Here is a 26,037-nt window from a genome sequence, read left to right as displayed (position 1 = left end):
TGGCGGCGATGAGCAGCCGGTTCGCGCGCCCGCGGGGGGAGGAGGAGCAGCGCACCACGTCGCTGGAGCTGTTCTACGACCTGGTCTTCGTCTTCGCGATCACGCAGATCAGCCATCACCTGCTCGGCCACCTGACGTGGGAGGGCTCCGGGCAGTCCGCGCTGCTCCTGCTCGTCGTCTGGTGGTCGTGGAACTACACGGCGTGGGTCACCAACGAGCTGGACCCCGAGTCGCCGGTCGTGCGGCTGCTGATGATCGCGCTGATGCTCGCGAGCCTGATGATGGCGGTGGCGATCCCGCACGCGTTCGGCGACCAGGCGTTGTTGTTCATCTGCTCCTACCTGGCGATCCAGGTCGGGCGCCACGGGTTCCTGGTCTGGTCCTGGCCGGACGGCTCGGTGGAGCGCGAGCGCGCCGCGCGGATCCTGATCTGGTTCCTGCTGGCGGGCGTCTTCTGGCTGGCCGGCGCGCTGGTCGACGGCGGGGCGACGCGCACGATCCTGTGGCTGGTCGCGCTGATGGTGGACTACGGCGCGCCGCTGGGCGTCTACTGGGTCCCCGGGTGGCGGCGCCTGCCGGGGTCGACGTGGATGGTCGAGACCGCGCACTTCAGCGAGCGCTTCGGGTTGTTCATCATCATCGCGCTGGGCGAGTCGATCGTGGTGACCGGCGCGACGACCTCCGAGCTGGGGCTGACGTCGAAGACCGCGGTCGCGTTCGGCACCGCGTTCCTGACGTCGGCGGCGCTGTGGTGGTTGTACTTCACGGCGGTCGCGCAGCTGGCCGAGCGGCGGCTGCACGAGCTGACGACCGATCGCACGTCGGTGGCGCGCGACGCCTACACCTACCTGCACGTCGTGCTGGTCGGCGCGATCGTGCTCTCGGCGGTCGGCGACGAGCTGGTCATCGCGCACCCGACCGAGCCGCTGGCGGGCTCGGCGGAGGTCGCCGCGGTCGTCGGCGGTCCGGCGCTCTACCTCTTCGCGCACGTGCTCTTCCGCCTGCGGCTGACCGGGCGCACGGCGTGGCGGCGGCCGCTGGGCGCGGCGCTCTGCGTGCTGATCGGCATCGCGCTGCCCGGCGCCGACGCGCTCGTGCTCGCGCTGCTGGTGCTGGCGGTGCTGGTCGCGGTGATCGCCGGCGACCAGCTCGTCTACGGGCGCCGGCGGCGCGCTCCCGCGGCGCCCGCATAACTGGCCCCGGGAGCGGGGAGGCTCAAAGGGACAGCGGAGTGGCGCCGGCCCCCGGCAGACCCGTGTTCGGGGGATCCGGATCGCCTCACCCCGGGAGCGTCGGAACCTTGACGTCTGGACGAAAAACTCAGGCAACGCTCGGCGTGCGGGTGTACATTCGGCCCCTGATCAGCGAGGAGGAGGAGACCTGGTGATCAACGTAAGGGCGCCCGAGAGGGGGTCGGTCGGCGAGCAGTCCGACCGCGGAAGCGCGGGCGTGCTCGTCGTCGCGATGGACGACGCCGGCCTGGCGGAGGCGCTGCCGATCGCCTACGCGCGCGCGGCCGCGCTCGGCGCGCGGGTGACCGTGGCGGGACCGGCGAAGATGCCGTTCTGGTGGGCGGTCGCGGCCAGCGGCTGGATGATGGTGCCGCGGCCGTGGGCCGAGGACTCGCGCCAGCGCTCCGAGCTGCTGCTGCGCGAGAAGGTCGGCGCGCTGACCGACGACGCGGAGTGCACGGTCGTCTGCCGTCACGGCCGCGCCGAGGTCTGGCTGGGCCGCGTGCTCGGCACGGGCCGCTACTCGACCGTGCTCGTCGGCGCGGGCAGGCTCTCGGGCCGCCGGACCCGGCGCCTGGCGGCGATCGCCGGCGCCGAGCGCATGTTCGCGGTCCTCAGGCCGTTGCGCGACTGACGCCGGGACCCAGCAGCCGCACGGCCGCGCAGGCCACCAGGAACGCCGCGCCCGCGAAGACGAACGTCGCGGGCGCGCCGAACGCGCTGGCCGCCGCGCCCGCGACGGCCGAGCCGAGCGCGATGCCCGCGGTGATCGCTGAGGTCTCCAGCGTGAAGGCCTCGGTCAGCGCGCCGGGCGGCGAGACGTCGCCCATCGTCGAGTAGAGGACGCCGAACAGCGGCGCGACCGCGGCGCCCGCGAGCGCGATGCCGACGCCGACGAGCACCATCGTCGGCAGCGCGCCGATCAGCGCCGAGGTGATCCCGAGGACCAGCAGCAGCCACGGCATCGCGGCGGCCTGGTCGCGGCTCGCGACGCTGCGGGTCCAGACGATCCCGCCGATGAAGCTGCCCACGCCCCAGAGCGCGAAGAGGATGCCGGACGCGCCGCGCGCGCCGTGGTGGTCGGCGGTCGTGACGAGGCCCAGCTCGGTCGCGCCGAACGCGATGCCCATCAGCGCGGCGACGAGCAGCAGCAGGCGCACGCCGCCGGAGTGCAGCGCGCGCTCGGCCGCCTCCGTGGCGTGCGCGTCGCGCGGCTCGACGCCGCCGAGGCGGCGCGTCTCGGGCAGCAGCGCGAAGAGCGCGGCGACGACGCCGGTGATCGCGGCGGTCACGGCCAGCGCGCCCGCCGCGCCGATCCCGGAGGCCAGGCCGATCAGCAGCAGCGGGCCGCTGAGGAACGCGAGCTCCTGCAGCGAGGCGTCGAGCGTGACCAGCGCGGAGAAGCCGGGGCCGTCGAGCATCCGCCGCCAGAGCACGCGCACGCACGAGCCGACCGGCGGCTGGCAGGCGCCGACCAGCAGCGCGACGAGGAGGAACAGCGGCGCGGGCGCGCCGGCGGGGATGATCGTGAAGAGCGCCATGGCCGCGACCACGGCGCCGCCGGTCACCGACAGCACGGCGGCCTGGCCGGCGCGGTCGATCATCCGGCCGAGCACCGGCGAGCCGATCGCCATGCCCAGCGCGCAGGCGCCGCTGCAGGCGCCGGCCAAGGTGTAGGAGTGGCCGAGGTGGCGGACCTGGAGGACGAGCAGCAGCCCGATCGCGCTCAGCGGGACGCGGCTGAGCAGCGCGAGGGCGAGGGTGCGCGGGACCCCAGGGGCCCGGACGGCAGCGGCGGGCGACACGCGATCACGCCGCCAGAGCGGTGACGAGCCGCCGCAGTCGGGAGGTCACCAGCGCGCGGTCGAACGGGCCGGTGGCGCCGAGCTGGTGGCCGATGAGCCCGTCGACGACGCTGCCGAGCAGGTCGGCGTCGTCGGGCGTGGACGGCGCGCCGACGTGGTCGAGGATCGAGGCCATGATCTCGGCGTAGGCGTCCAGCCAGCGCTGCGCGACGTCGCGCAGCTCGGGGCGGCGGACGGCCTCCAGCCACAGCGCGCAGTCGACGACCGCGCACTCGCGGCGGGTCGTGCAGGAGTCCTCGATCACGGTCGTCAGCTCGTCGGCGAGCGTGTCGGCGGTCCAGCCGCGCGACGCGTCGCGCAGCCGCTCCCAGTAGGCGATGTCGCGCTCGGCGGCGTGCTCGAGCGCGGCGCGGACCATGTCCTCCTTGTTGGAGAACCAGTACGTGGTGGCCGCCAGCGGCAGCCCCGCCTCGGCGGCGACGGCGCGGTGGGTGAGGTTGTCGGGCCCGACCCGCGCGATGACCGTCAGCGCCGCCTCCGTGATCGCGGCACGGCGCGCCTCGCCCCGGGGCGGGCGGGCGTCGTTGCGGGCGCGCGTGGTGGCGGCGGACGGCATCGGTACGAATGTACCAAAACCGGTACGGATGTACCGAAGCGCGCGTCGGCACGCGAACGCGGGTCACTGCGAACGTCCATGCGACGTCCGCAGTGACCCGCATCGCCGTGGGGCCGCTGCGTCTGAGATCCGAGACGCCCTCGCGTTCGCCCGCGTCCGCGGCCTACGCTCTGCGGCGATGAGCACCGTGGAGCTGACCGGGACGGGCGTGCGCCCTGACGACGTCGTCGCCGTCGCGCGCGCGGGCGCGCGCGTGGAGCTGGCCGAGGAGGCGCGGAGCGCGATGGCCGCGAGCGCCGCGGTCGTGGCTGGGCTGCTGGACGCGCCGGAGCCGTCCTACGGCGTCTCGACCGGCTTCGGGTCGCTGGCCAACGTCGTCATCCCCGCCGACCGCCGCGAGGAGCTGCAGCGCGCGCTGGTCCGCTCGCACGCCGCCGGGCTCGGCGCGCCGGTCGAGCGCGAGGTCGTCCGCGCGATGATGCTCCTGCGCGCTCGCACGCTGTCGATGGGCCGCAGCGGCCCGCGGCCGGTCGTCGCCGAGACGATCCTCGCGCTGCTCAACGCGCAGATCACGCCGGTCGTCCGCGAGCACGGCTCGCTCGGCGCCTCCGGCGACCTCGCGCCGCTGGCCCACTGCGCGCTGGCGCTGCTCGGCGAGGGCGAGGTCGTCGACGCCTCCGGCGCCACCGTCCCCGCGGGCGAGGCGCTCGACGCCGCCGGCATCGCGCCGCTCACGCTCCAGGCCAAGGAGGGGCTGGCGCTCATCAACGGCACCGACGGCATGTTGGGGATGTTGGTCCTCGCGCTGGCCGACCTCGACAACCTGCTCAAGGTCGCCGACGTCACGACCGCGATGTCGGTCGAGGCGCTGCTGGGCACCGACCGCGTCTTCGCCGACGACCTCGTCGGCCTGCGCCCGCAGCCCGGCCAGGCGATGAGCGCCGCCAACCTGCGGACGATCCTCGCCGGCTCGCCGATCGTCGCCTCCCACCGCTACGACGACGACCGCGTCCAGGACGCCTACAGCCTGCGCTGCGCGCCGATGGTCACGGGCGCCGCGCGCGACACCGTCGAGCACGCGCGGGGCGTGGCGGGCAACGAGTTGTTGTCGGCCATCGACAACCCCATGGTGTTGCCCGACGGCCGCGTCGAGTCGTGCGGCAACTTCCACGGCGCGCCGGTCGGCTTCGCCTGCGACTTCCTGGCGATCGCCGCCGCCGAGGTCGGCGCGATCGCCGAGCGCCGGACCGACCGGCTGCTGGACCCGACCCGCTCGCACGGGCTGCCGGCGTTCCTCACGGCCGACCCGGGCGTCAACTCCGGGTTCATGATCGCTCAGTACACGCAGGCCGCGATGGTCGCCGAGAACCGCCGCCTGGCCGCGCCCGCGTCGGTCGACTCGCTGCCGACCAGCGCGATGCAGGAGGACCACGTCTCGATGGGCTGGGGCGCGGCGCGCAAGCTGCGCACCGCGATCGACAACCTGACGCGGATCCTGGGCGTCGAGCTGACCTGCGCCGCGCACGGCATCGACCTGCGCGCGCCGCTGGAGCCCGGCGCGGGCACGGCCGCCGCGCGCGACGCGCTGCGCGCCGCCGGCGTCGCGGGCCCGGGCGACGACCGCTACCTCTCGCCGGACCTGCGCACGGCCGAGCGGATCGTCCGCGACGGGACGATCGTCGCGGCGGTCCAGGACGCCGTGGGCGAGCTTCGCTAGCCCGTCGGCCCCCCTGGGGCCGTGCGCCACAGGAGGTTCCCAGCAGCCTCCCACGGCGCTCCCCGAAGGCCCGCCGATGCTGAGGTCATGGCCACCACGACCGCACGACCTCCCGCGTCGTCCCAACGCCGCCGGGCCCTCCGCCCGGCGGCGCTGCTGCGCCCCCGCGCCGGCGAGCCCGCCTGGGCGCGACCCGCCCTGATCGGCGTCCTGCTGCTCGCCGCCGTCCTGTGCTGCTGGGACATCGCGATCAGCGGCAACTCCAACACCTACTACGCCGCGGCGGTGAAGTCCGCGAGCGAGGACTGGAAGGCCTGGTTCTTCGGGTCCTTGGATCCCGGCAGCTTCATCACGGTGGACAAGCCGCCGCTGTCGATCTGGCTGATGGGCCTGTCGGCGCGCATCTTCGGGTTCGGCAGCGCCTCGATGCTCCTGCCCGACGCGCTGTGCACGGTCGCCGCGGTCGGGTTGTTGTATGCGACGGTCAAGCGCGCGTTCGGCCCGGCCGCCGGGATCGCCGCGGCGCTCGTGCTGGCGACCACGCCGATCACCGTCGCGATCGCCCGCGTCAACAACCCCGACGCGCTGCTGATCCTGTTGTTGGTGGCCTCGGCGTTCTTCACGCAGAAGGCCATCGAGTCGGGCAAGACCAAGCACCTGGCCTGGGCCGGGGCGATGGTCGGCCTGGCGTTCATGACCAAGATGCTCCAGGGCTGGATGGTCGTGCCCGCGCTCGCCGCCGCCTACCTGCTGGCGGGCAAGCCCGCGCTGGGCCGGCGCCTGTGGCAGCTGGCGGTCGCCGGCGTGACGATGGTCGTCGTCAGCGCCGCGTGGCCGGTCGCGGTGACGCTGTGGCCGGGAAGCAAGCCCTACATCGGCGGCTCGACCGACGGCTCGGTCTGGAACCTGATCCTCGGCTACAACGGCCTCGGCCGGCTGACCGGCAACGAGAACGGCATGGGCGGCGGCGGGGGCGCGAGCTTCGGCGGCCTGCCCGGGATCGGGCGGCTGTTCAACGAGCAGGTCGGCGCGCAGATCGCGTGGCTGCTGCCGCTGGCGGCGGTGTCGCTCGTGGCGGGCCTGTGGCTGACGCGCCGCGGCCCGCGCACCGACGTCCGGCGCGCGTCGCTGGTGCTCTTCGGCCTCTGGGCGATCGTGCACGTCCTGATCTTCAGCACGGCCAAGGGCACGTTCCACCCGTACTACACGAGCGCGCTGGCGCCCGCGATCGCGGCGCTGAGCGGCATCGGCGTCGTGCTGATGGGACGGTGGGCGACGCGGGCGTGGGCGGGCGTGGCGGTGCTCGGCGCGACGATCGCCGGGACCGCGTGGCTGGCGGTCGACCTGCTGGACCGCACGCCGGACTTCGCGCCGTGGCTGCGCGTGGCGATCCCGGTCGCCGCGGCGGTGGCGATCGCGCTGCTCGTCGCGGTCCGCGCCGGCGGCCGGCGCCTCGCCGCCCTGGCGGCGGTCGTGGGCGCCTTCGCGCTCGGCGCCGCGCCGGCGTCCTACGCGATCGCCAACGTCGGGCACTCGCTCAACGGCAACAACGTGCTGGCCGGGCCGTCGTCGGTCGGCCAGGGCGGGATGGGCGGCTTCGGTGGCGGTGGCAGCGGCGCGATGCGCGGCGGCACCGGCGGCGCCGGCGGCCCGCCGAGCGGCTCGGCCCCCGGCGGCGGCGCGATGCCCGGCGGCTCCGCCCCGAACGGCGCGTCGGGCGGCACGCGTCCCTCCGGCACGCGGCCCTCCGGCGGCGGCATGGGCGCCATGGGCGGCGGCTCCGTCAGCGGCTCGCTCATCAGCTACCTCGAAGCCCACCAGGGCTCGGCGAAGTACCTCGTCGCCGTGACCGGCTCGCAGCAGTCCGCGCCGATCATCCTGCAGACCGGCAAGGCGGTGGTGACGATCGGCGGCTTCTCGGGCTCCGACGACGCGCCGACCGTCAGCGGGCTGGCGGCGATGGTCAGGAGCGGCGAGTTGAAGTACATCCTGCTCTCCGGCAGCGGCGGCGGGCCGGGCGGCGGCTCGTCCGCGGCGATCAGCGCCTGGGTGGAGCAGCACGGCACGGCGGTCAGCGGGGTGTCGTCGACCGGCGGCACGCTGTACGAGCTGTCGGCCTAGCGGTCGCGCGGAGCGCGGCGCGGCGGGAGAATCCGGGTATGACCGGACCGTCTCCCGCCGCGCCCGTGCGCGGCCGCTGCCTCTGCGGCGGCGTCCGCTACGAGGTCACCGCGCCGTTCCTGCGCGCGAACTTCTGCCACTGCTCGCGCTGTCGCAAGCACTCCGGTGCCGCCGCCTCGCCGCAGGGCCGCGTCCCGCGCGAGGCCTTCCGCCTGCTCTCCGGCGCCAACCTGATCCGGGTCTACCGGCCCGACCAAGGCATGGTGAAGGTCTTCTGCGCGGCCTGCGGATCCAGCCTCTTCGGCGGCTCGTGGCCCGACGGACCGGAGGTCTCGATCCGGCTCGGCACGCTGGACGACGACCCGGGCATCGCCCCGCAGTTCCACAACTACGCCGCCGACGCGCCGTCCTGGCTGCCGGTCCCCGACGACGGCCTGCCGCGCTACGAGGCGGCCAAGGGCGGCGGCGCGGTGCGGTAGCGCGGCGGCGTCGCGCTCAAGGTGATGGGGTTGCGCGTCAGGCGGGCGCTGGACCCGTCCTCGCGCGGCACCTCGACGATCGGCGCCAGGCCCAGGCGCTCGGCCAGCGCGAAGGCGCCCGCGACGTCGTTGACGACGCCGGCGGGCACGCGCACGGCGGTCAGCGCGTCGACCCACTCGGCGGCCGGACGGGTCGCGAGCGCCGCGATCAGCGCGTCGCGCAGCGCGTCGCGGTGCTCCACGCGCGACGCGTTGGTCGCGAAGCGCGGGTCCTCCGCCAGCCCGACCACCCCGCGCAGCGCCGCGAACTGCTTGTCGTTGCCGACCGCCAGGACGAGGTCGCCGTCGCCGGTCGGGTACAGCTCGTACGGCGCGATCGACGGATGCGCGTTGCCCATCCGCCCGCCGACCGCGCCGGCCAAGGTGTAGGCGCTGCCCTGGTTGACCAGCGCGGCGAGCAACGACGACAACAGGTCGACCTCCACGCGCTGGCCCTCGCCGGTGCGCTCGCGGTGGCGCACTGCCGCGAGGATCCCGACCGCCGCGAACAGGCCGGTGATGACGTCGACCAGCGCGACGCCGACCTTCTGCGGCTCGCCGTCGCGCTCGCCGGTGATCGACATCAGCCCGCCGAGCGCCTGCACGAGCAGGTCGTAGCCCGGCATCGCCGCGCCCGCGCCGGACCCGCCGAAGCCGGTGATCGAGCAGTACACCAACTCGGGACGCTCGGCCCGGAGCGCGTCCCACCCGAGGCCGACCTTGTCCATCACGCCGGGGCGGAAGTTCTCGACGACGACGTCGGCGCGCGCGGCCAGCGCACGGGCGTGCGCCGCGCCGTCGGCGGTAGCCAGGTCGATCGCCACGCTCGACTTGTTGCGGTTGACCGACTGGAAGTACGTGGCCTCGCCGCGCTCGTCGTAGGGCGGGCCCCAGGCGCGGGTGTCGTCGCCGACGCCCGGCCGCTCGACCTTGATGACCTCGGCGCCGAGGTCGGCGAGGACCATCGTGGCCAGCGGTCCCGCGAGCACGCGGGAGAAGTCGAGGATGACGAGGCCGTCCAGTGCGTCCGACATGTGCGAAGATCTTAGATCTTCGAAGATTCATCTGTCAGGAGCCTCCGCCGCCATGAGCAGCACCGCCGCCGCGCCGCCCGCGATCAAGCCCAACGACTTCCTCAACGTCGACCACCTCCTCTCCGACGAGGAGCGCGACATGCGCGACAGCGTGCGCGCGTTCGTCACCAAGGAGATCGTCCCGCACGTCGGCGACTGGTTCGAGGAGGGCGAGGTGCCGGTCCGCGAGCTGGCGCCGCGCCTGGGCAAGCTCGGCGTCCTGGGCATGCACCTGGAGGGCTACGGCTGCGCGGGCGCGTCGGCGACCGCCTACGGCCTGGCCTGCCTGGAGCTGGAGGCCGGCGACTCCGGCATCCGCTCGCTGGTCTCGGTCCAGGGCTCGCTGGCGATGTTCGCGATCTGGCGCTGGGGCAGCGAGGAGCAGAAGCAGCAGTGGCTGCCGCGGATGGCCGCCGGCGAGGCGATCGGCTGCTTCGGCCTGACCGAGCCCGACGCCGGCTCGGACCCGGGCGCGATGCGTACCACCGCGCGCCGCGACGGCGACGACTGGATCCTGCACGGCCAGAAGATGTGGATCACCAACGGCTCGCAGTCCGACGTCGCCGTCGTGTGGGCGATGACCGACGAGGGCGTCAAGGGCTTCCTGGTGGAGCGGGGCACGCCGGGCTTCACGACGCAGGACATCCACAAGAAGCTGTCGCTGCGCGCGTCGGTGACCAGCGAGCTGCTGCTCGACGACGTCCGCGTCCCGGACTCGGCGCGCCTGCCCGAGGTCTCGTCGCTGCGCGGCCCGCTCTCGTGCCTCAACGAGGCGCGCTTCGGCATCGTCTTCGGCGCGATCGGCGCGGCGCGCGCGTGCTTGGAGGCCGCGCTGGACTACGCGCTCTCGCGCGAGGCCTTCGGCCGCCCGATCGCCGCCACGCAGATCCAGCAGTCCAAGCTCGCCTCGATGGCCGTGGACGTCAACCAGGGCACGCTGCTGGCCCTGCACCTCGGCCGGATGAAGGACGACAACCTGCTGCGCAACGAGCACGTCTCGATGGGCAAGCTGGCCAACGTCGACGCCGCGCTGCGCGTCGCCCGCACGGCCCGGCAGGTCCTCGGCGCCAACGGCGTCACGCTCGAGTACCCGGTCATCCGCCACATGAACAACCTGGAGTCGGTCGTGACCTACGAGGGCACCGCCGACGTCCACGCGCTCGTCGTCGGCGGCGCGCTGACGGGGATCCAGGCCTTCCGGTGAGCCCGGTCGCGACCGCGCAGCAGCACGCCGTCGACGCCCTCCGTGGGCTGATCGTCGGCGGCGCGCTGCGGCCGGGCGCGCGCGTCAACCAGGAGGACCTGGCGGCCGACCTCGGCCTCAGCGTGGCGCCGATCCGCGAGGCCCTGCGCGTTCTGGAGCAGGAGGGTCAGCTGACCTACCTGCCGCGGCGCGGGTACTTCGTCACCGAGCTGAACGTCACCGACCTGACCGAGATCTACGCTCTGCGCGCGGTGCTCGAGGAGCGCGCCGCGCGCCACGCGCTGCCGGCGTTGGACGACGAGGCGCTGGAGCGCGTGCGCGACGCCGCGCGCGAGTGCGTCGACGCGGCGGCCGGCGGCGACGTCGCGGCCGAGTTGGCCGCCAACCGCCGCTTCCACTTCGGGCTGCTGGAAGCGCCCGACCAGCCGCACACGCTGCGGGTCATCCGGCTGCTGTGGGACTCGACCGAGGCCTACCGGGCGATGTACTACAACTCTCCGGAGGAACGCCGCGCGTCGCTGGATGCGCACGACGCGATCCTCGCCGCGGCGACCGCGCGCGACGCCGACGCGCTCGTGGTCGAGCTGCACGCGCACCGCGAGCGGGCGCTGGACGTGCTGCGCGGGATCCTGAGAGAACCCTTATAGATGCTGACTTCCGGGCGCCTGAGGTGTTCCATGGGTGATGATGCAACGCACCCGCCCCCTGGCGCCGCGTCGCGGCGTCGCGCTCCTGGTCTCCGCCCTGACCTTGACGGCGAGCGGCGCCGCCGGCACCGCCCTCGTCGCCCCCGCGCAGGCCGCGGCGGCGACCGTCCAGACCACCAGCGCCAACTGGGCCGGCTACGCGGTCCGGCGCACGGGCGTCAGGTTCCGCACGGTCAGCGGCACCTGGACCGTGCCGCGGGTCGACTGCTCCGACGGCGTCAGCCGCTCCTCGGCCAACTGGGTCGGGATCGGCGGCTACTCGCCGACCGCCCGGGCGCTGGAGCAGCTCGGCACCGAGTCCGACTGCACGCGCGGCGGCCGCGAGGTCTACTCGGCCTGGTTCGAGGTCGTGCCCGACTCGGCGACGACGTCGCGGCTCACGGTCACGCCCGGTGACACGGTGCGCGCGAGCGTCCAGGTCCGCGGCACGCTGGTGACGATGAAGCTGGCGGACCTCGCGCGCGGGACGAGCCAGACGCGGGTCGTGCGCGCCGACACGGTCGACCAGACCTCGGCGGAGTGGATCGTCGAGGCGCCGTCGATCTGCAGCGGCGACACCATCGGCGACGCGAACTGCCGCCAGACGGCGCTGGCGAACTTCGGCACGACCGGCTTCAGCGCGGCGCGCGCGACGACGTCGGCCGGGCACACCGGCACGGTCGCCGACCCGACGTGGACGACCGTGGCGATCGTCCTCCGCGCCCAGGCACGCGGCGGTCCCGGCTTCTTGAACGGCCACGGCGGACCGCCGCCCAACGCGACCGCGGGCGGCGCGACGCCGGGCGCGCTCGACGTGACCGGCGGGGCCTTCTCGGTGGCCTTCGGGGAGACCCAGGCGGTGAGCCCGGCCGCGCCGGCGTGAGGTGGGGGTGGGGCGGTTTGGCGTTGGCGCTGGCTGGCGTTTGTGGCGTCCGGTGCGGGCTGTGGTCTGTGGCGCGGGGCGCTGGTGGGTTTTGCATTGAGAGCGGCGAGCAGGGGTTGGTGGTGCCGGCGTGGGTTGGTCTGCCGTTGTTGTGTGGGGCGGGTGCCTGCGCCGCTTCGTGGTCTGGCGTAGGGACTCGCACCCAGACATCAGACCCGGCTAGGGCGATCTCCGTGAGCCACGAGGGTTCGGGCGTGTCTGGCAGCTCTCGGGGCGCCGTTCGGGCCCGAAGCGTCACGCGTCGCGTCTAACCCGCGACATGCGCGGGTTCCCTGCGAGCCGCCGACCAGCGGTGCCTCGGGGTCGCCGCAGGCACCCGGCGGCCATCGAGCCCCGCCATGGACCGACCGACGGCGCCTTCATGTCGCCCAGGAACACGAAGACGCCGTTGGTCGCCCGGGGGCGCCGGCCTCGGCGGATCGATGGCACTCCGGGGGCGCCGGGCAACCCCAAGCTGCAATCGGTCTCCGGGGGAGCGCCGGTCTCGCCCTCGATCCCACCGACGGCGTCTTCGTGTTGCCCAGGAACACGAAGACGCCGTTAGTCGCCCAGGGACGCCGACCTCAGCAGATCAATGGCACTCCGGGGGCGCCAGGCGCCCCCAATCTGCCATCGATCTCCGGGGGGGGGGGGCGGCCTCGCCTTCGATCCCACCGACGGCGTCTTCGTGCCGTCGAGGAGCACGAAGACGCCGTTGGTCGCCCAGGGGCGCTGGCCTCGGCGGATCGATGGCACTTTGGGGTCGCCGGGCGCCCCCAAACTGCCATCGATCTCCGGGGGGGGGCGGCCTCGCCTTCGATCCCACCGACGGCGTCTTGATGTCGCCGAGGAACACGAAGGCGCCGCTGGTCGCCCAAGGGCGCCCGCTGCGGCGGATCGATGGCACTCCGGGGGCGCCGGGCGCCCCCAGGCTGCCATCGATGCGGGGTGGAGGGTGCGCCACCCTGGCCCGGGTTCAGGTCTGGATGCGAGTCCCTGCACCAGGCCCCGCAGCGGCGCAGGCACCCGCCCCACACAACAACGGCAGACGAACGAACGCCGGCACCACCAACCCCTGCTCGCCGCTCTCAATGCAAAACCCACCAACGCCCCGCACCACCAACCACAAACCGCGCCGGACGCCGCAGACGCCAACGCCAACGCCAACGCCTAGGCCACGCCCACCCCGACCCTCAGCGGCGGCGTGCGCCGCAGCCGTAGGGACACCAACAACGCCGCGCCGAGCAGCAGCCCGCCCATCAGCAGCACGCCGTTCCAGTGGTCCAACGTCCACGCGGTGCCCGCCAGCGGCCCGGCGATCGAGGAGCCGGCGTAGTAGGCCAACAGGTAGAGCGCGCTGGCCTGGCCGGCGGCGCCCGCGGCGCGGCGGCCGACCCAGGACGAGGCCACGGAGTGCCCCGCGAAGAACCCGGCGGTCAGGGTGGCGATGCCCAGGACGATCAGCGGCAGCGAGGCGGTCGCGGTCAGGACGAGGCCGCCGAGGGTCATCAGCACGCCGAGCGGCAGCACGGTTCGGCGCCCGATGCGGTCGGCGAGCCGGCCGGCGGACGCCGAGGAGGCGCTGCCGACCGGGTAGACCAGGAACACGAGTGACAGCAGGGCCGGGGAGAGGTGGAAGGGCTCGGCCGCCAGGCGGAAGCCGAGGCCGTTGTAGACGGCGACGAACGTCCCCATCAACAACGCGCCCATCGCGTTCAGCCGCAGCAGCCCGGGATCGGCCAGCGGCGCGCGCAGTCGCGCCAGCGCGGCGCGCCCGCGCAGCGGCCGCGGCGTGAAGTTCCGGGAAGCGGGCAACAGCCACAACAACGTGACCGCGCACGCGACGCCCATCAGGCCGACGCCGCCGACGGCCACGCGCCAGCCGCCGACGTCGGCCAGGCCGCCGGCGATCAGGCGCCCGGACATCCCGCCGATCGCGTTGCCGCCGATGTACAGGCCGACCGCGCCGCCCAGCGCCTCCGGGTGGACCTCCTCGGTCAGGTACGCCATCGCCACGGCCGGGAGCCCGGCCAGCGCCAGGCCCTCCAGCGCGCGCAGGACCAGCAGCACGCCGAACGACGGCGCCAAGGCCCCCAACAACCCCAAGGAGGAGGACAACGCCAGCGACCACCCCATCACCTTCGTGCGGCCGACCGCGTCGCTCAGCCACGCCGCCGGCAGCAGCCCGATCCCGACCGCGCCGGTGGTCACCGCCAGCGTCAGCGCGCTCATCGCGGGGGAGACGTCGAAGTCGCGCGCGAGCACCGGCAGCAGCGCCTGCGTGGCGTACAACAACGCGAACGTGCCCAGGCCCGCCGCGAACAGCGCGGCGGCGAGGCGTTTGAACCCGGCGTCTCCTGAGCGATACCCCATCTCCTCTCAGGATCGGCCGACCACCCTGATACGTCCAATGCATCTTTTCGTGGTGACCGATGCGTCATCATCATGAGCCATGAACACCGACGAGCTGCGCTGGTTCGCCGCGCTGGCCGAGCGTGAGCACATGACCTCGGTCGCCCGCGAGCTGCACATCAGCCAGCCCGCGCTGTCGCGCGCGATCCACCGCCTCGAGCAGCAGCTCGGCGTCGCGCTCTTCGACCGGCGCGGACGCGTCCTGCGCCTCAACCACCACGGCCGCCGCTACCTGCCCTACGCCCGCCACGCGCTGGAGCAGCTCGACGCGGGCGCCGCCGCGCTGGCCGACGTCGCCGACGCCGAGCACGGCGAGATCCGCCTGTGGTTCTCGCACACGCTCGGCTCGTGGCTGGTCCCCGCGCTCGTCGGCGCCTACCGCGAGGAGCACCCCGGCGTCCGCTTCCGCCTCACCCAGCGCGGGACCGTCGGGCTCATCGACGCCTTCGACGACGGCGCGGCCGACCTCATCGTCATGGGCCCGCGTCCCGCCGGGCGCGCGCTCGGCTGGCACCACCTCATCACCGAGCCCGTCCTGCTCGCGGTCCCGCCGGACCACCGGCTCGCCGCCCGCAAGTCGGTCAAGCTCCACGAGATCGCCGACGATCCGTTCATCGCGATGCGCCCCGGCAACGCGCTGCGCCGCCTGGCCGACGACCTCTGCCACGCCGCCGGCTTCGAGCCCCGCATCGCCTTCGAGGGCGACGAGATCGCGACGCTGCGCGGGCTGATCGCCGCCGGCCTCGGCGTCGGCCTGGTCACCACGCAGCGCGTCGCCGCCGAGGCCGTCACCACCGCGACGCCGCACCTGCGCGTCCGCGACCCCGGCTGCGAGCGCCCGCTGGGCCTGGTGTGGGATCCGGACCGCCCGGCGACGCCGGTCGTCGCCGCGTTCCGCGCGTTCGTCGTCGAGCACGGCCACCGGCTGGCCGCCGCGCAGGCCCCGTAGGCTCCCACCGCATGGACGTCACCGAGCGCCTCGGGTCCGGCGCGGCCGCGGTCCTCGCCGCGTTCGTGGAGTCGATCGCCGACGCGATCTACGCCGTCGACCCCGAGGGCCGCGTGCAGTTCGTCAACCGCGCCGGGCTCGCGATGCTCGGCTACGACGACGAGGCGCAGCTGCTCGGCCGGTCGTCGCACGCGACGATCCACCACAGCCATCCCGACGGCACGCCGTTCCCCGAGGACGCCTGCCCGCTGCTGCGCCCGCGCATCACCGGCGAGGTCGTCCGCGTCGAGGAGGACTGGTTCATCCGCGCCGACGGGACGTTCGTCCCGGTCGCCTACTCGTCGGCGCCGGTGCCGACCGCCGACGGCCGTCGCGGCGCCGTCGTCGTCTTCCAGGACATCACCGAGCGCCGTGCCGCGCAGGACGCGCTCGTCCGCGAGCGCGCGGTCCACGCCTCGCGCGCGCGGATCGTCGAGGCCACGCTGGACGAGCGCCGCCGCCTCGGCCGGGACCTGCACGACGGCGCCCAGCAGCGGCTGGTCAACGTCGCCCTGGGCGTGCAGCTCGCCGCGCGTGCCGTCCCCGCCGACGACGCCGAGACCCGCGAACTGCTGGACGGCGCGCTGGCCGAGACCCAGGCCGCGATCGCCGACCTGCGCGAGCTGGCCGCCGGGCTGCACCCGTCGGTGCTGACCCACCGCGGCCTGCGCGGCGCGCTGGAGTCGCTGACCGCCCGCGCGCCGCTGCCGGTCGCCCTCGACGTCCCGGACACGCGCTTCGACGAGCTGGTCGAGGCCACCGCCTACTTCGTCGCCGCCGAGGCGCTGGCCAACGTCGCCAAGCACGCGGGCGCGACCGAGGCGCGCGTGCGGATCGCGACCGAGGACGACCTGTTGGTCGTCGAGGTCGGCGACGACGGCCGCGGCGGCGCCCGCGTCGGAGGCGACGCGGGCGGCTCGGGCCTCGCCGGCCTGGCCGACCGCGTCGCCGCGCTGGACGGCACGCTCACGGTCGACTCGCCGACCGGCGGCGGCACGCGCCTGCGCGCGGTCCTGCCGATCTGACGCGCGCCGGGCGCGCTACGAGGCCTTCAACAACGCGAGCACGGCCAGCACGCGCCGGTGCTCGCCCGGCTCGTGGCCGAGCTGGAGCTTGGAGAAGATCCGCGTGACGTGCTTCTCGACCGCGGCGAGCGTCACGGACAAGGCATCCGCTATGCCTTGGTTGGACTTGCCCTCGGCCATCAGCGCCAGGACGTCGCGCTCGCGCGGGGTCAGCGCCTCCAGCGGATCGTCCTTGCGCCGGCGCCCGACCATCAACCCCACGATCTCGGGATCGAGCGCGCTGCCGCCCGCGGCCACGCGCCGCACGGCGTCGGCGAACGCGTCGAGGTCCGCCACCCGGTCCTTCAGCAGGTACCCGACGCCGGTCGCGTCGTCGCCGATCAGGTCCAGGGCATAGCGCTCGTCGGAGAACTGCGACAGCACGAGCACGCCGACCTCCGGGTGGTCGCGCCGGATCGCGATCGCCGCGCGCAGCCCGTCGTCGGTGCGGTCGGGCGGCATCTGGACGTCGACGACCGCGACGTCGGGCGCGTGGGCGGCGACCTTGCGCAGCAGGTCGGGCGCGTCGCCGGACTCTCCTACAACTTCCATCCCGGCGTCGGTCAGCAGCCGCGCCAGGCCGGCGCGCAGCAGGACCTGGTCCTCGGCGATGACGATCCGCAGCGGCGCCACGGAGGCGGACGTTAGACGACCGGGTCGCGGAACAACCCGTCGGCCAGGACGCGCGCGGCCAGCTCCTCCTTGGCGATCGCGCCGGCGTCCGGGTCGCTGGAGACCATGATCGCCCGGGGGCCGCGCAGCGCGCGGGCGACCGCGTGGCCGTCGTCGTCGCCGAGGTGGACGTCGAGCAGGACGGCGTCGGGCGCCAGGCGCTCGGCGAGCAGCAGGGTCGTCGGGCCGTCGGCCGCCTCGCCGACGACCTGGTGGCCGACGTGGCGCAGCAGCCGCGCGGCCAGCGCGCGGAACGTCGCGCTGTCGTCGGCGATCAGGACGCGGGCCATCGGGGGCTCAGGCCGCCGTGGTCTGGCGCCGGCGCACCTCGACCAGCGCGCGCATCGCGGTCTGCGCGTCGGGCTGGCCGTCCGGCGGGACCCACCCGGCCGGGACCTCGTCGGGCCACATGCCGTAGCGGTCCAGGAACATCCGGCGGGCCTCCTCCACGTCGCGGTCGGCGTCGCCCTCGATCCCCATCCGCATGAACTTGTTCATCAGGTAGATCGCGCCGCCCGCGCCGAACAGGCCGGCGAGCGCGTCGGGGCCGTAGCCGCCGCCACCGGCGACGAGCAGGATGATGACCCCGGCCAGGCAGACGGCCGCCGGGACGACGTAGCGGAGGGAGAACAGGAAGCGGGGCACGCCATCGATTGTGGCGCGCCCGCGCCGCGTCTCCGGTCCGGGGCGCGGCCGAACCGAGACCCGTGCGCCCCACCTCGCCTGTCGGGTTGTCCGGACATGGCGATCGGCCTACGATCGGTGCGTCGTGTTGGAGATCGCCCATGTCGATCTGGCGGACCTCGCGCTGGCCCTGGAGGACCACTCGCCCGACCACGTGTGGCTGCTGGATCCGGCGAGCGGCGTGATCGAGCCGCGCTTCGGGTCCCTGCCCGAGGACCGCGACGGCGCGCTGACGATCGACCCGCTGCCGGTCGCGGTCGGCTACGGCGACATGGAGGACTTCGTCGCCTGCGTGCGCGACGTCCGCGCGCGGGACCTGCTGGAGCGCGCGATCGTCGGCCGCGGCGCGTTCCGGCGCTTCAAGGACGCGCTCTCGGCCTTCCCCGAGCTGCGGCGCGCCTGGTTCGCCTTCCACGACGCGCGCGGCGAGCGACGCGCGATCGAGTGGCTGGCCGAGCGGCGGCTGATCGACGACGTGACCGCGCGGGCCGAGCTGGCCACGCGCAGCGACCCCGAGCCCGGCGACCTGCCGGGCCTGCTCGACGCCGAGGGCCTGGCCCGACGCGTGGCGATGGACCTGCGCCGCGTCTACAAGCGGCGCCTGCGCGCCGTGCTGCTCACGGGCTCCTGGGCACGTGGCGAGGCGCACCCCGAGGCCGCCGTCGAGCTGTTGGTGGTCTTGGACTCGTTCGCCGACCGCTGGGCCGAGCGGCGGCGGATGGAGCGCACGCTGTGGCGCCACTCGGTGCGCAACGACGCGGTCGTCATCGCGCTGCCGATCCTGGCGCGGGAGCTGAGCGCCGTGCGCGAGACGCGCGACGACGGCGCGCGGCCCGTCGAGGGGCCGCTGCCCGAGGAGGGCGCGCCGCCGCGCCCGGGCGCGTGGCTGGACCGCGCTCGCACCGAGTCCGCGGCGGCGCACCTGTTGGCGGACCACGGCCTGGCGGGCCCGGCGGTCGGCTGCGCGACGGAGGCCGCGCTGGCGGCGGCCGAGGCGGCGCTCGTCGCGCTGGACGGCGCGCCCGCGACGCCCGCGGGGATCGTCGCCGCGTTCAACCATCGGCTGGTCGTCGGGGAGGAGCTGGCGCCCGAGCACGCGCGCGCCCTGCGTCGGCTCTACGAGGACCGCGCGACCGCCGTCCAGGCGCTCGGCGAGCCGCCGGTCGCCGAGGCCACCGAGGCGGTGGCGGCCGCCGACGCGATCATCACCGCGTGCACGGCGTGGATCGCCGCGGGCGCCGACACGCCCGCGCCGACGCCCGCGCCCGCCGGCTGAGCGGGCGTCAGGTCAGGCGCGCCAGCGTCCCGTCCAGCCGCGCCTCACGCGCGCGGATCGTCCGGACGGCGGTCGAGTAGGCCTGGACATCGCCTTGCTGGGCGGCCTGCGCGAGCTGGTCGTAGCCGCGCTCGACGGCGGTCAGCGCGGCGGGCAGCTGGACCGCGCCGGGGGCGGCCGCGAGCACGGCGGGCCCGGGCAGCGCCTGCAGCGCCTCCTGGTAGTCGGCCGCCAGCCGGTCGGCGGCGGACGCCTGCGCGGACGGGGCCTCGGCGGTGACCAGCTCCTGGCGGGCGGCGGCGCGTGCGGCCCCGAGCGGGCCCATCGCGCGGGCGATGGCGTCGACCGCCTCGGTCCGGCGGCCGGCGTCGGGACGGGCGAGCGCGAGCGCCGCCCCGCCCGCGGTCGGCCGGGCGGGATCCGGCGTGCGGCGCAGCGCGGTGGCGAAGCCCGCGGTCGCCGACACCGCCAGCAGCACGGCGGCGCCGACGCCGGTCGCCGACAGCCGCCGCAGGCGCAGGCGGCGCGGCGTGGAGCCGTCCCGTGCGCGGCGGGCCAGGCGGCGGCGCGAGCCGCGCGCGGGCTCGCGCCGTGTGGAGGACGCGGACGGCGCCGGCCGGCGGGAGGGCTCGGTCCGGCGCCGCCCGGTGGTGCGCTCCGTCCGCGGTGAGGCGGCCGCGGACGGAGGCGTCGCCGCGGCAGCGCGCGGCGAGGGCTGGGCCAAGAGGATGGGGTGGCGCTGCGATCCCAGCGCGCGCTGCGCGCCGCGCATCAGGTTGGCGGTGCTGCGCTGGCGCTGCTCGGGATCCTTGGACAGCGCGGTCCGCAGGACGCGGTCCAGGGCGATCGGCAGCCCGGTCGCGGCGGCCACGGGCGGCGGCGGCGCGTGGCGGTGGGCGGCGAGCACCAGCGCCGGGCGGTCGTAGGCGAACGGCGGCGCGCCGGTGAGCGCCTCGACCAGGACGCAGGCCAAGGCGTACACGTCGGTCGCGGTCGTGCGCGGGCCGCCCGCCGCGACCTCCGGTGCCAGGTAGTCGGCGATCAGCAGCAGGTCGCGGCGCGTGGCCGCGACCCCCGGCTCCGGATCCTTGCCGTCGGCGCGCAGCAGCGCGCGCTGCGGTCGCGTGCGGGTCAGCAGGATCCGGTCGGGCGCGACGTGTCCATGGGGCTGTCCGAAGGCGTCGAGCGTCCCCAGCGCGCCCGCGACCTCGCTGAGCAGCCGCAGCGCCTCGGCGGGCGGCAGCGGCCCGTCGTCCAGGCGCTGGGCCAGCGTGCCCTGCAGCGGCGCCTGCTCGCCGCCGAGCAGGAGCGTCACGCCGCCGATGTCCTCGCGGAGCAGCATGGCTCACCCCCCGTCGTCGAAGAACGTGACGGTCGGGGACGGCGACGGGTTGGCCTTGGGCGCCGGCGTCGGGGTCGGCGCGGGGCGCGAGACCGGCGTCGTCGGCGCCGACTGGACCGGCGCCGACTGCACCGGCGCCGACTGGGCCGGCGTCTGCCGCGCCGGCGTCCGCTGGGCCGGTGCCTGCGACGCCGGCGTCTGCCGCGCCGGCGCCTTCTGGGTCGGCGCGGGGGCGGCGGTCCGCGTGGGCGCCGCCGACGTCGTCGTCCCGTGCGCGGGCGCGACCGCGGCGGTGCGCACGACCGGGACGGTCGGCGTCCCGGACGCCGACGCCCGCGTCGACGACGGCGTCCGCGCCTGCCCCGGCGTCGACGCCGGCGGCGTGGCCTGCGTCTGCGCCTTCAGCGCCGGCAGCTCGGCGGCCGGGGACAGGGAAGGCCGCGCGATCGGCACGACCGCCGCCGACCCGTCCCGCTCGGCCGCGGTGGCCGAGTCGGCGGCGGGGCGTCCGCCGCCGCCGTCGATCGCCAGGCCGCCCGCGTAGGCGGCGCCGAAGCAGACGCCCGCCCCGGCGAGCACGGCGAGCGCGGTGCGCGGGCCGGTCATGACGGGCACGCTCCGACCTTCGGCTTGGCGCCCGCGACCGGGACGACGCAGGCCTCGAGGCGCTGCGGCGCGCGGCCGCGACGCATCGTCAGCGTCGTGCGGTGCGTCGCGTAGCCGGACTTGGAGACCGACACCACCACCTTGGCGCCGACGCCCAGGTGGCGCTGCAGGACCCGCAGGCGCACGTGCCCGGACTTCGGCAGCTTCGCGCGCACGGCCTTCCTCGGGCACCCTCTGCCGTGGCAGGTCGCGACGATCCGCGCGCCGGCCGGGCCGAACACGACCATGCTGGTGATGTCGGTCTCCGTGCCGGTGACGCTGCCCGTCAGCTGGACGCGCACGCCGCGCAGGGCGCGCACCACGATCGCGTCCGACGCGATCTTGCCGCCCTTCGACCCGCTGCCGCCGACGATGAACGGCGTGGTCAGCTTCCCGCCCGGCGACGAGACGGTCGGCGTCTGCGAGTTGGACGCGGCCGCCGGCGCGCCGGTGACCGTGACCTGCTCGCTCGCGACCCGCGAGGTGCCGCTCTGGTCGGTCACCTTCTGGGAGATCGTGTACGTGCCGGGGTTCAGGAAGACCACCTGCGCGGTCGGCCCGCTCGCGTCGCCGAAGTTGCCGTCGCCGTTGAGGTCCCAGGTGATCGACGCGATGTCGCCCGCGCCGTCGGGGTCGGTGGCGGTCGAGGTGAACGTGATCGTCTGGCCGGTCCGCGGGTCGGGCGGGCTGTAGGTGAACCCGGGCACCGGCGGCGCGTCGACGCGGAACGTCGTCTGCGCGACGCCGGTCGCGCCGTCGTTGTCGGTGACCTTCAACCTGATGGTCTTGGTGCCGGCGGTCGAGAACGTCGTCACCAGCCACGGCACGCTCTGGGGCGCGCCGAACGTCCCGGTGCCCAGGTCCCAGGCGTAGCTGACGATCGAGCCGTCCGGGTCCGTGGACTGCTGGGCGCTGAACGCGACCTGCTGGCCGACCACCGGCGTGAACGGGTCCTGGCCCGCGGGCGCGTTGACGGCCGCGTAGACGAACGCCGCCGTCGGCGGGATGTTGACGTGGACCGTGTGGGTGACGCTGGCGGTGGCGCCGTCCAGCGCCGCGGTGATCGTCAGCGTGACGGTCTTGTCGCCCGAGGTCGAGTAGGCGTGCGACGTCTGCGCGCCGCTGCCGGTCGCGCCGTCGCCGAAGCTCCACCGGTAGGAGGAGATCGCGCCGCCCGGGTCGCTGGAGGCGCCGGCGTCGAAGCTCACGGCGTCGCCGATGTTCGGCACGGCGGGCGAGAAGGAGAACGCGGCGACCGGGTTGCCGACCACCTTCACCGTGCCGCTCGCCGAGGCGGTGGCGCCGGTGCTCTCGGTGGCGGTCACCGTCACGCTCTTGGTGCCCGCGCTGCCGTAGGCGTGCGAGACCGACGCGCCGGAGCCCGTGGTGCCGTCGCCGAAGTTCCAGGCCAGGCCGGTGATCGTCGCGCCGCTGTCGGGCGACGCGGTCGCCGTGAACGAGACGGCGGCGCCGACCCGCGCGGTCGAGGGGGACGCGTTGAGGCTCACCGACGGCGCCGCTCTCGCCGTGCCCACGCCGAACGTCAACACCAACAACGCCACCAAGGCCATCAACCCGCTTCGCCTACCGCACACGCTGGATCCCTCCTCTAGGCGGTCGCCGGTGCCTGATGACGAACCATCGGCCCCGGTGCCCCGGCCGATGCGCCTTCCTTCGCGTGCCGCGGTGGGCGGCCGGCGCCGCGGGCGTCGGCGTGCTCGCCGGCGCCGACGCCGCCACGGGCACGGTCGCGCTCGCGGTCGTCGCCGGCGTCCGCGTGACGACCGCCGTCCCGGCGTCGCCGTCCACGCTCGCCTGCCCCACGACCGCCTGCTGGACGCTGATCTGCACCTGCACGCCGCCGTCGCAGTCCTTCAGGCAGGCGGCGACGTCCTGCTCCTGCGCGACGTCCACCACCGCCCCGCCGGCGACCGACGCCAGCCACGTCATGAAGCTCTGCAGCTGCGGTGGCAGCGGCGGCCCGTCGGCGACGGTCGGGGCGGTGTCCGCGCCGGACCCCGCGTCCTGCACGGTCGCCGCCGCCTGCTGGACGACCTGCGTGGCCGACACGTCGTCGCACGCCTGCAGGCAGCCGTCCTGGTACTGCCAGACGATCTGGGAGATCGTCGAGCGGTTGGACGCCACCGCGTCGGCGATCGCCGCCGCCAGCTGCGTCACGTCGGTGGACTGGGTCGCGCTCTGCACGCGCGTGGTCTGGGTGCAGAAGGCCACGCACCCGAGCTGCGACTGCACGATCAGCTGGATCACCGCGTTGGAGTTCTGAGCGGTGCCGCCGGCTTGCGACGTGGCCGCGATCTGCAGCACGGTCGCCGTCTGCACCGCGGTCTGGGTCTGGCTGGTGCCGACGCACTGCGTCGCGCACCCCTGCTGGACCTGCCACAGCAGCTGGATCGTGACGCTCGCGTTGGCGGCGGCGTCCGCGCGCGCCGGCAGCGCCAGAATCAAGATCATCAACAACGAGGAGCAGCACGCCACCGCCGGCCGGCCCGGGAAGGGCCGACCGGCGAGCGACGCCGAGCGCGGGTTCACGCTCATGCCTCCCTATGCGCGCGCGAGGACATCCTCCGCGCCCGGGTCGGGAACCGAGGCGTTCGTGCCGGTCTGATCGGCCGTCGCCTTGGAGCGGGCGTCCTGGCGCGTGGTCGCGTGCTGCGACGCGTCCTGCGCCTGGCCGGGGCCGCCGTTGCCGGCCGCCCCGCCGGACGAGCCGCCCGACGGGGCCCAGGGGGCCGTCGCCGGATCGGCCGCACCGGCGGACTGGCCCTGCTTGAGGCCCTGGTCCGTGGTCGCCTTGTTGGTGGCGGACGAGTCCGCCGTGTTCTTCAGGCCCTGCTCACCACCGGCGTTCGTGCCCTTCTGGGTCGCGGTGCCGACGGAGTCGGCGGACTGGTCGGTCGAGGCCGACTGGTCCGCGGCCTGCGCCTGCCCGGAGCCGCCGGACCCTGCCCCGCTGCTGCCGCTGCTGGACTGGGTCTGGTCGGGATCCTGGGTGGTGCCGGCGGTGTTGGACGCGGCGGACGAGCCCGAGTTGTCCAACATCTGCGAGCCGGCCATGTTCGTGCCGGCCTGATCGGCATTGGCCTCGGACGTCGCGCACTGGCCCGTGGAGGCGTCCTGAGACGACTTCTGGGCCTGTCCGCTCCCGCCGCAGCCGGCCATGCAGCTGTCGCTGCTCGACTGGTCCTGCGACGTGGTCTGGTCCGTCGACGCGCCGTTGGTGGACGACGAGTCGGCGGTGTTCGAGGCGGTCTGCGTCCCGGCGGTGTTGTCGGCCTTCTGCGTGCCGTTCGCCGCCGAGGCGGCCGACTGATCGGTGCCGGCCGTCTGGTCCGCGGACTGCGCCTGCCCGGAGCCGCCGCAGCCCACCATGCAGCTGTCGCTGCTCGACTGGGTCTGGTCGGGATCCTGGGTCGTGCTCGCGCTGTTGGACGCGTCGGACTTCGCCGAGTTGTCCAGCGTCTGCTCACCGGCCGTGTTCGTGCCGGTCTGGTCCGCGGTGCCCTCCGACTTCGCGTTCTGGCTCGTGGACGCGGTCTGCGTCGCGTCCTGGGCCTGACCCGAGCCGCCGCAGCCGGCCGTGCAGCTGTCGCTGCTCGACTGCTTCTGCGTCGTGCCCTGGTCCGTCGACGCGGTGTTCTTCGCCGACGAGTCCGCGGTGTTGGAGTTGTCCTGCACGCCGACCGCGTTGGTCCCCGCCTGCGTCGCGTCGGCCGAGGAGCCCGCGGACTGGTCCGTGGACGCCTTCTGGTCGGACGACTGCGCCTGCCCGGAGCCGCCGCACCCGGCCTCGCAGCGATCGCTGCTGGACTGGGTCTGGTCGGGATCCTGGGAGGTCGAGGCGCCGTTGGACGCCTTCGAGGTGGCCGTGTTGTCGAGGGTCTGATCGCCCGCGCCCGCGGCGTTGGCGTTCGTGCCCTTCTGGTCGGCGGTGGCACCCGACGTCGCGTCCTGCGACGTGGTGCTGTGCTGCGTCGCGTCCTGGGCCTGGCCCGACCCGCCACACCCGGCCATGCAGCTGTCGCTGCTGGACTGGTGCTGGGCGGCGGACTGGTCCGTGGACGCGGTGTTGGTCGCCGACGAGTCGGCGGTGTTGCTCAGCGTCTGCGAGGCAGAGCTGGGCGGGTCGACGAGCGTGACCGGGGAATTGGCGTTCGTTCCGGTCTGCGTCGCGTCGCCCTTGGAGTCCGCGGTCTGATCCGTCGACGCGGACTGCGTCGCCGACTGCGCCTGACCGCTTCCGCCACACCCGGCCGCGCAGCTGCCGCTGCTGGACTGGGTCTGGTCGGAGGTCTGTGTGGTCGCGGCGCTGTTGGTGGCGCTGGACTTCGCCGAGTTGCCGTTGTCCTGCGAGGCAGAGCTGCTGCCCCCGGCGTAGTCCCCACCGTTCACGGACACCGGTGTGTTCGCGTTGACGCCGTTCTGGTCGGCCGTGGCCGTCGAGGTGGCGCCCTGCGTGGTGTCGGCGCTCTGGTCAGACGACTGGGCCTGACCGGGGCCGCCGCAGCCGACCTGGCAGCTGGAGCTGCTGGTCTGCGTCTGCGGGCCGTTCTGGGTGGTGTCGGCGGAGTTGGACGCCTCCGAGCTCGCCGAGTTGCTGAGCGTCTGGTCGGCGGAGGTGTCCCCACCGGTGACGTTGCCACCGGCCACGACGACCGGGACGTTCGCGTTGACGCCGTTCTGCGTGGCGGTCGCCGTGCTGTCCGCGGACTGCCCGGTGCTCGCCTTCTGACTGCTGTCCTGCGCCTGGCCCGAGCCTCCGCAGCCCGCGGTGCAGCTGTTGTCGGCTGCCTGCGACTGGTTGGAGGACTGGGTCGTGGACGCCGTGTTGGACGCCGAGGAGGTCGCCGAGTTGCTGTTGTCCTGCGTGGCAGAACTCGAGCCGCCGGAGACGCTCCCGCCGGCCACGATGACCGGCACGTTGGCGTTCACACCCTTCTGCGTCGCGTTGGCCGTCGAGCTCGCGGCCTGCTTCGTGGACGCGTCCTGAGACGACGACTGCGCCTGCCCGGAGCCGCCGCAGCCGACCTGGCAGCTGGAGC

At 74.9% G+C, this 26,037-nt stretch carries 23 protein-coding genes; 11 read left to right on the top strand and 12 right to left on the bottom strand.

Annotation, left to right across the window (positions count from 1 at the left end):
• The first annotated feature begins 8 nt into the window (after positions 1-8).
• Both VFG42_RS25680 and VFG42_RS25675 read left to right on the top strand, forming a co-directional pair.
• A complete protein-coding gene (locus tag VFG42_RS25680; protein WP_324911696.1) occupies positions 9-1,193 on the top strand; it encodes a low temperature requirement protein A in 1,185 nt (394 codons plus the stop codon).
• A gap of 190 nt (positions 1,194-1,383) precedes the next feature.
• The gene (locus tag VFG42_RS25675; protein ID WP_324911695.1) at positions 1,384-1,866 is read left to right on the top strand and encodes a hypothetical protein; all 483 of its coding nucleotides are present in this window, start codon (positions 1,384-1,386) and stop codon (positions 1,864-1,866) included.
• Here VFG42_RS25675 and VFG42_RS25670 read toward each other — a convergent pair.
• Together VFG42_RS25670 and VFG42_RS25665 are read right to left on the bottom strand one after the other, a co-directional pair.
• A complete protein-coding gene (locus tag VFG42_RS25670) occupies positions 1,847-3,037 on the bottom strand; it encodes an MFS transporter (protein ID WP_324911694.1) in 1,191 nt (396 codons plus the stop codon). The two genes, VFG42_RS25675 and VFG42_RS25670, sit on opposite strands and share 20 nt — an antisense overlap.
• Positions 3,038-3,041: 4 nt before the next feature.
• A complete protein-coding gene (locus tag VFG42_RS25665; RefSeq protein WP_324911693.1) occupies positions 3,042-3,653 on the bottom strand; it encodes a TetR/AcrR family transcriptional regulator in 612 nt (203 codons plus the stop codon).
• A 178-nt stretch (positions 3,654-3,831) separates the two neighbouring features.
• On the opposite strand from VFG42_RS25665, the gene hutH reads away from it, so the two are divergent.
• The 3 genes from hutH to VFG42_RS25650 all read left to right on the top strand — a co-directional run bounded on the left by hutH (position 3,832) and on the right by VFG42_RS25650 (position 7,970).
• Entirely contained in the window at positions 3,832-5,370 is a 1,539-nt protein-coding gene (gene hutH / locus VFG42_RS25660; protein ID WP_324911692.1) for a histidine ammonia-lyase, read from the top strand.
• Between the two features lie 87 nt (positions 5,371-5,457).
• Positions 5,458-7,491, top strand: coding sequence for an ArnT family glycosyltransferase (locus VFG42_RS25655; protein WP_324911691.1), 2,034 nt, complete (start codon positions 5,458-5,460; stop codon positions 7,489-7,491).
• Positions 7,492-7,529: 38 nt separating this feature from the next.
• Complete coding sequence (locus VFG42_RS25650) at positions 7,530-7,970, top strand: GFA family protein (RefSeq protein ID WP_324911690.1); 441 nt, start codon at positions 7,530-7,532, stop codon at positions 7,968-7,970.
• Here VFG42_RS25650 and VFG42_RS25645 read toward each other — a convergent pair.
• Positions 7,934-9,043: a CoA transferase gene (locus VFG42_RS25645; protein WP_324911689.1), complete on the bottom strand. Its 1,110-nt coding sequence runs from the start codon at positions 9,041-9,043 to the stop codon at positions 7,934-7,936. The two genes, VFG42_RS25650 and VFG42_RS25645, sit on opposite strands and share 37 nt — an antisense overlap.
• Positions 9,044-9,095: 52 nt before the next feature.
• Here VFG42_RS25645 and VFG42_RS25640 point away from each other — a divergent pair, with 52 nt between their 5' ends.
• Genes VFG42_RS25640 through VFG42_RS25630 form a run of 3 tightly spaced genes read left to right on the top strand, consistent with a single transcriptional unit; the run spans position 9,096 to position 11,855 of the window.
• Positions 9,096-10,286: an acyl-CoA dehydrogenase family protein gene (locus VFG42_RS25640; protein ID WP_324911688.1), complete on the top strand. Its 1,191-nt coding sequence runs from the start codon at positions 9,096-9,098 to the stop codon at positions 10,284-10,286.
• Positions 10,283-10,933, top strand: a complete 651-nt coding sequence (locus VFG42_RS25635; RefSeq protein WP_324911687.1) for a GntR family transcriptional regulator — start codon at positions 10,283-10,285, stop codon at positions 10,931-10,933. The genes VFG42_RS25640 and VFG42_RS25635 overlap by 4 nt, the downstream gene beginning before the upstream one ends.
• 37 nt (positions 10,934-10,970) lie before the next feature.
• Positions 10,971-11,855, top strand: a complete 885-nt coding sequence (locus tag VFG42_RS25630) for a G1 family glutamic endopeptidase (RefSeq protein WP_324911686.1) — start codon at positions 10,971-10,973, stop codon at positions 11,853-11,855.
• Positions 11,856-13,064: 1,209 nt separating this feature from the next.
• On the opposite strand, the gene VFG42_RS25625 is transcribed toward VFG42_RS25630, so the two are convergent.
• A complete protein-coding gene (locus VFG42_RS25625; RefSeq protein WP_324911685.1) occupies positions 13,065-14,267 on the bottom strand; it encodes an MFS transporter in 1,203 nt (400 codons plus the stop codon).
• Positions 14,268-14,346: 79 nt separating this feature from the next.
• Between VFG42_RS25625 and VFG42_RS25620 the strand changes: the two genes are divergently transcribed.
• Positions 14,347-15,255: a LysR family transcriptional regulator gene (locus tag VFG42_RS25620; RefSeq protein ID WP_324911684.1), complete on the top strand. Its 909-nt coding sequence runs from the start codon at positions 14,347-14,349 to the stop codon at positions 15,253-15,255.
• An 11-nt stretch (positions 15,256-15,266) separates the two neighbouring features.
• A complete protein-coding gene (locus VFG42_RS25615; protein ID WP_324911683.1) occupies positions 15,267-16,319 on the top strand; it encodes a PAS domain-containing sensor histidine kinase in 1,053 nt (350 codons plus the stop codon).
• Between the two features lie 15 nt (positions 16,320-16,334).
• Here VFG42_RS25615 and VFG42_RS25610 read toward each other — a convergent pair whose 3' ends face one another.
• From VFG42_RS25610 to VFG42_RS25600, 3 genes are read right to left on the bottom strand one after another with little or no spacing between them, the layout of a single operon-like run.
• Positions 16,335-16,991 (bottom strand): response regulator transcription factor, encoded by a 657-nt coding sequence (locus VFG42_RS25610; protein WP_324911682.1) that lies wholly within the window; start codon positions 16,989-16,991, stop codon positions 16,335-16,337.
• Between the two features lie 11 nt (positions 16,992-17,002).
• Positions 17,003-17,320, bottom strand: a complete 318-nt coding sequence (locus VFG42_RS25605) for a response regulator (protein WP_324911681.1) — start codon at positions 17,318-17,320, stop codon at positions 17,003-17,005.
• A gap of 7 nt (positions 17,321-17,327) precedes the next feature.
• A complete protein-coding gene (locus tag VFG42_RS25600; RefSeq protein WP_324911680.1) occupies positions 17,328-17,675 on the bottom strand; it encodes a hypothetical protein in 348 nt (115 codons plus the stop codon).
• Between the two features lie 124 nt (positions 17,676-17,799).
• Between VFG42_RS25600 and VFG42_RS25595 the strand changes: the two genes are divergently transcribed.
• Positions 17,800-18,990, top strand: coding sequence for a UPF0158 family protein (locus VFG42_RS25595; RefSeq protein WP_324911679.1), 1,191 nt, complete (start codon positions 17,800-17,802; stop codon positions 18,988-18,990).
• Between the two features lie 7 nt (positions 18,991-18,997).
• Here the strand turns inward: VFG42_RS25595 and VFG42_RS25590 are convergent, their stop codons facing one another.
• Genes VFG42_RS25590 through VFG42_RS25570 form a run of 5 tightly spaced genes read right to left on the bottom strand, consistent with a single transcriptional unit; the run spans position 18,998 to position 25,927 of the window.
• Entirely contained in the window at positions 18,998-20,332 is a 1,335-nt protein-coding gene (locus VFG42_RS25590; protein WP_324911678.1) for a hypothetical protein, read from the bottom strand.
• Between the two features lie 3 nt (positions 20,333-20,335).
• Positions 20,336-20,938, bottom strand: coding sequence for a hypothetical protein (locus tag VFG42_RS25585; protein WP_324911677.1), 603 nt, complete (start codon positions 20,936-20,938; stop codon positions 20,336-20,338).
• On the bottom strand, positions 20,935-22,548 hold the full coding sequence (locus VFG42_RS25580) for a PKD domain-containing protein (protein ID WP_324911676.1): 1,614 nt from the start codon (positions 22,546-22,548) through the stop codon (positions 20,935-20,937). Before VFG42_RS25580 ends, VFG42_RS25585 begins: the two co-directional genes overlap by 4 nt.
• Positions 22,549-22,561: 13 nt before the next feature.
• Entirely contained in the window at positions 22,562-23,533 is a 972-nt protein-coding gene (locus tag VFG42_RS25575; RefSeq protein WP_324911675.1) for a hypothetical protein, read from the bottom strand.
• 6 nt (positions 23,534-23,539) lie between these two features.
• Positions 23,540-25,927, bottom strand: coding sequence for a hypothetical protein (locus tag VFG42_RS25570; RefSeq protein WP_324911674.1), 2,388 nt, complete (start codon positions 25,925-25,927; stop codon positions 23,540-23,542).
• Positions 25,928-26,037 lie beyond the last annotated feature (110 nt).

It is taken from the genome of Baekduia sp., assembly GCF_035685985.1.
In the GTDB taxonomy this organism is placed as follows: domain Bacteria; phylum Actinomycetota; class Thermoleophilia; order Solirubrobacterales; family Solirubrobacteraceae; genus Baekduia.
Note: the sequence above shows the minus strand (reverse complement) of the source record. Positions and strands in the feature narration are given on the sequence as shown.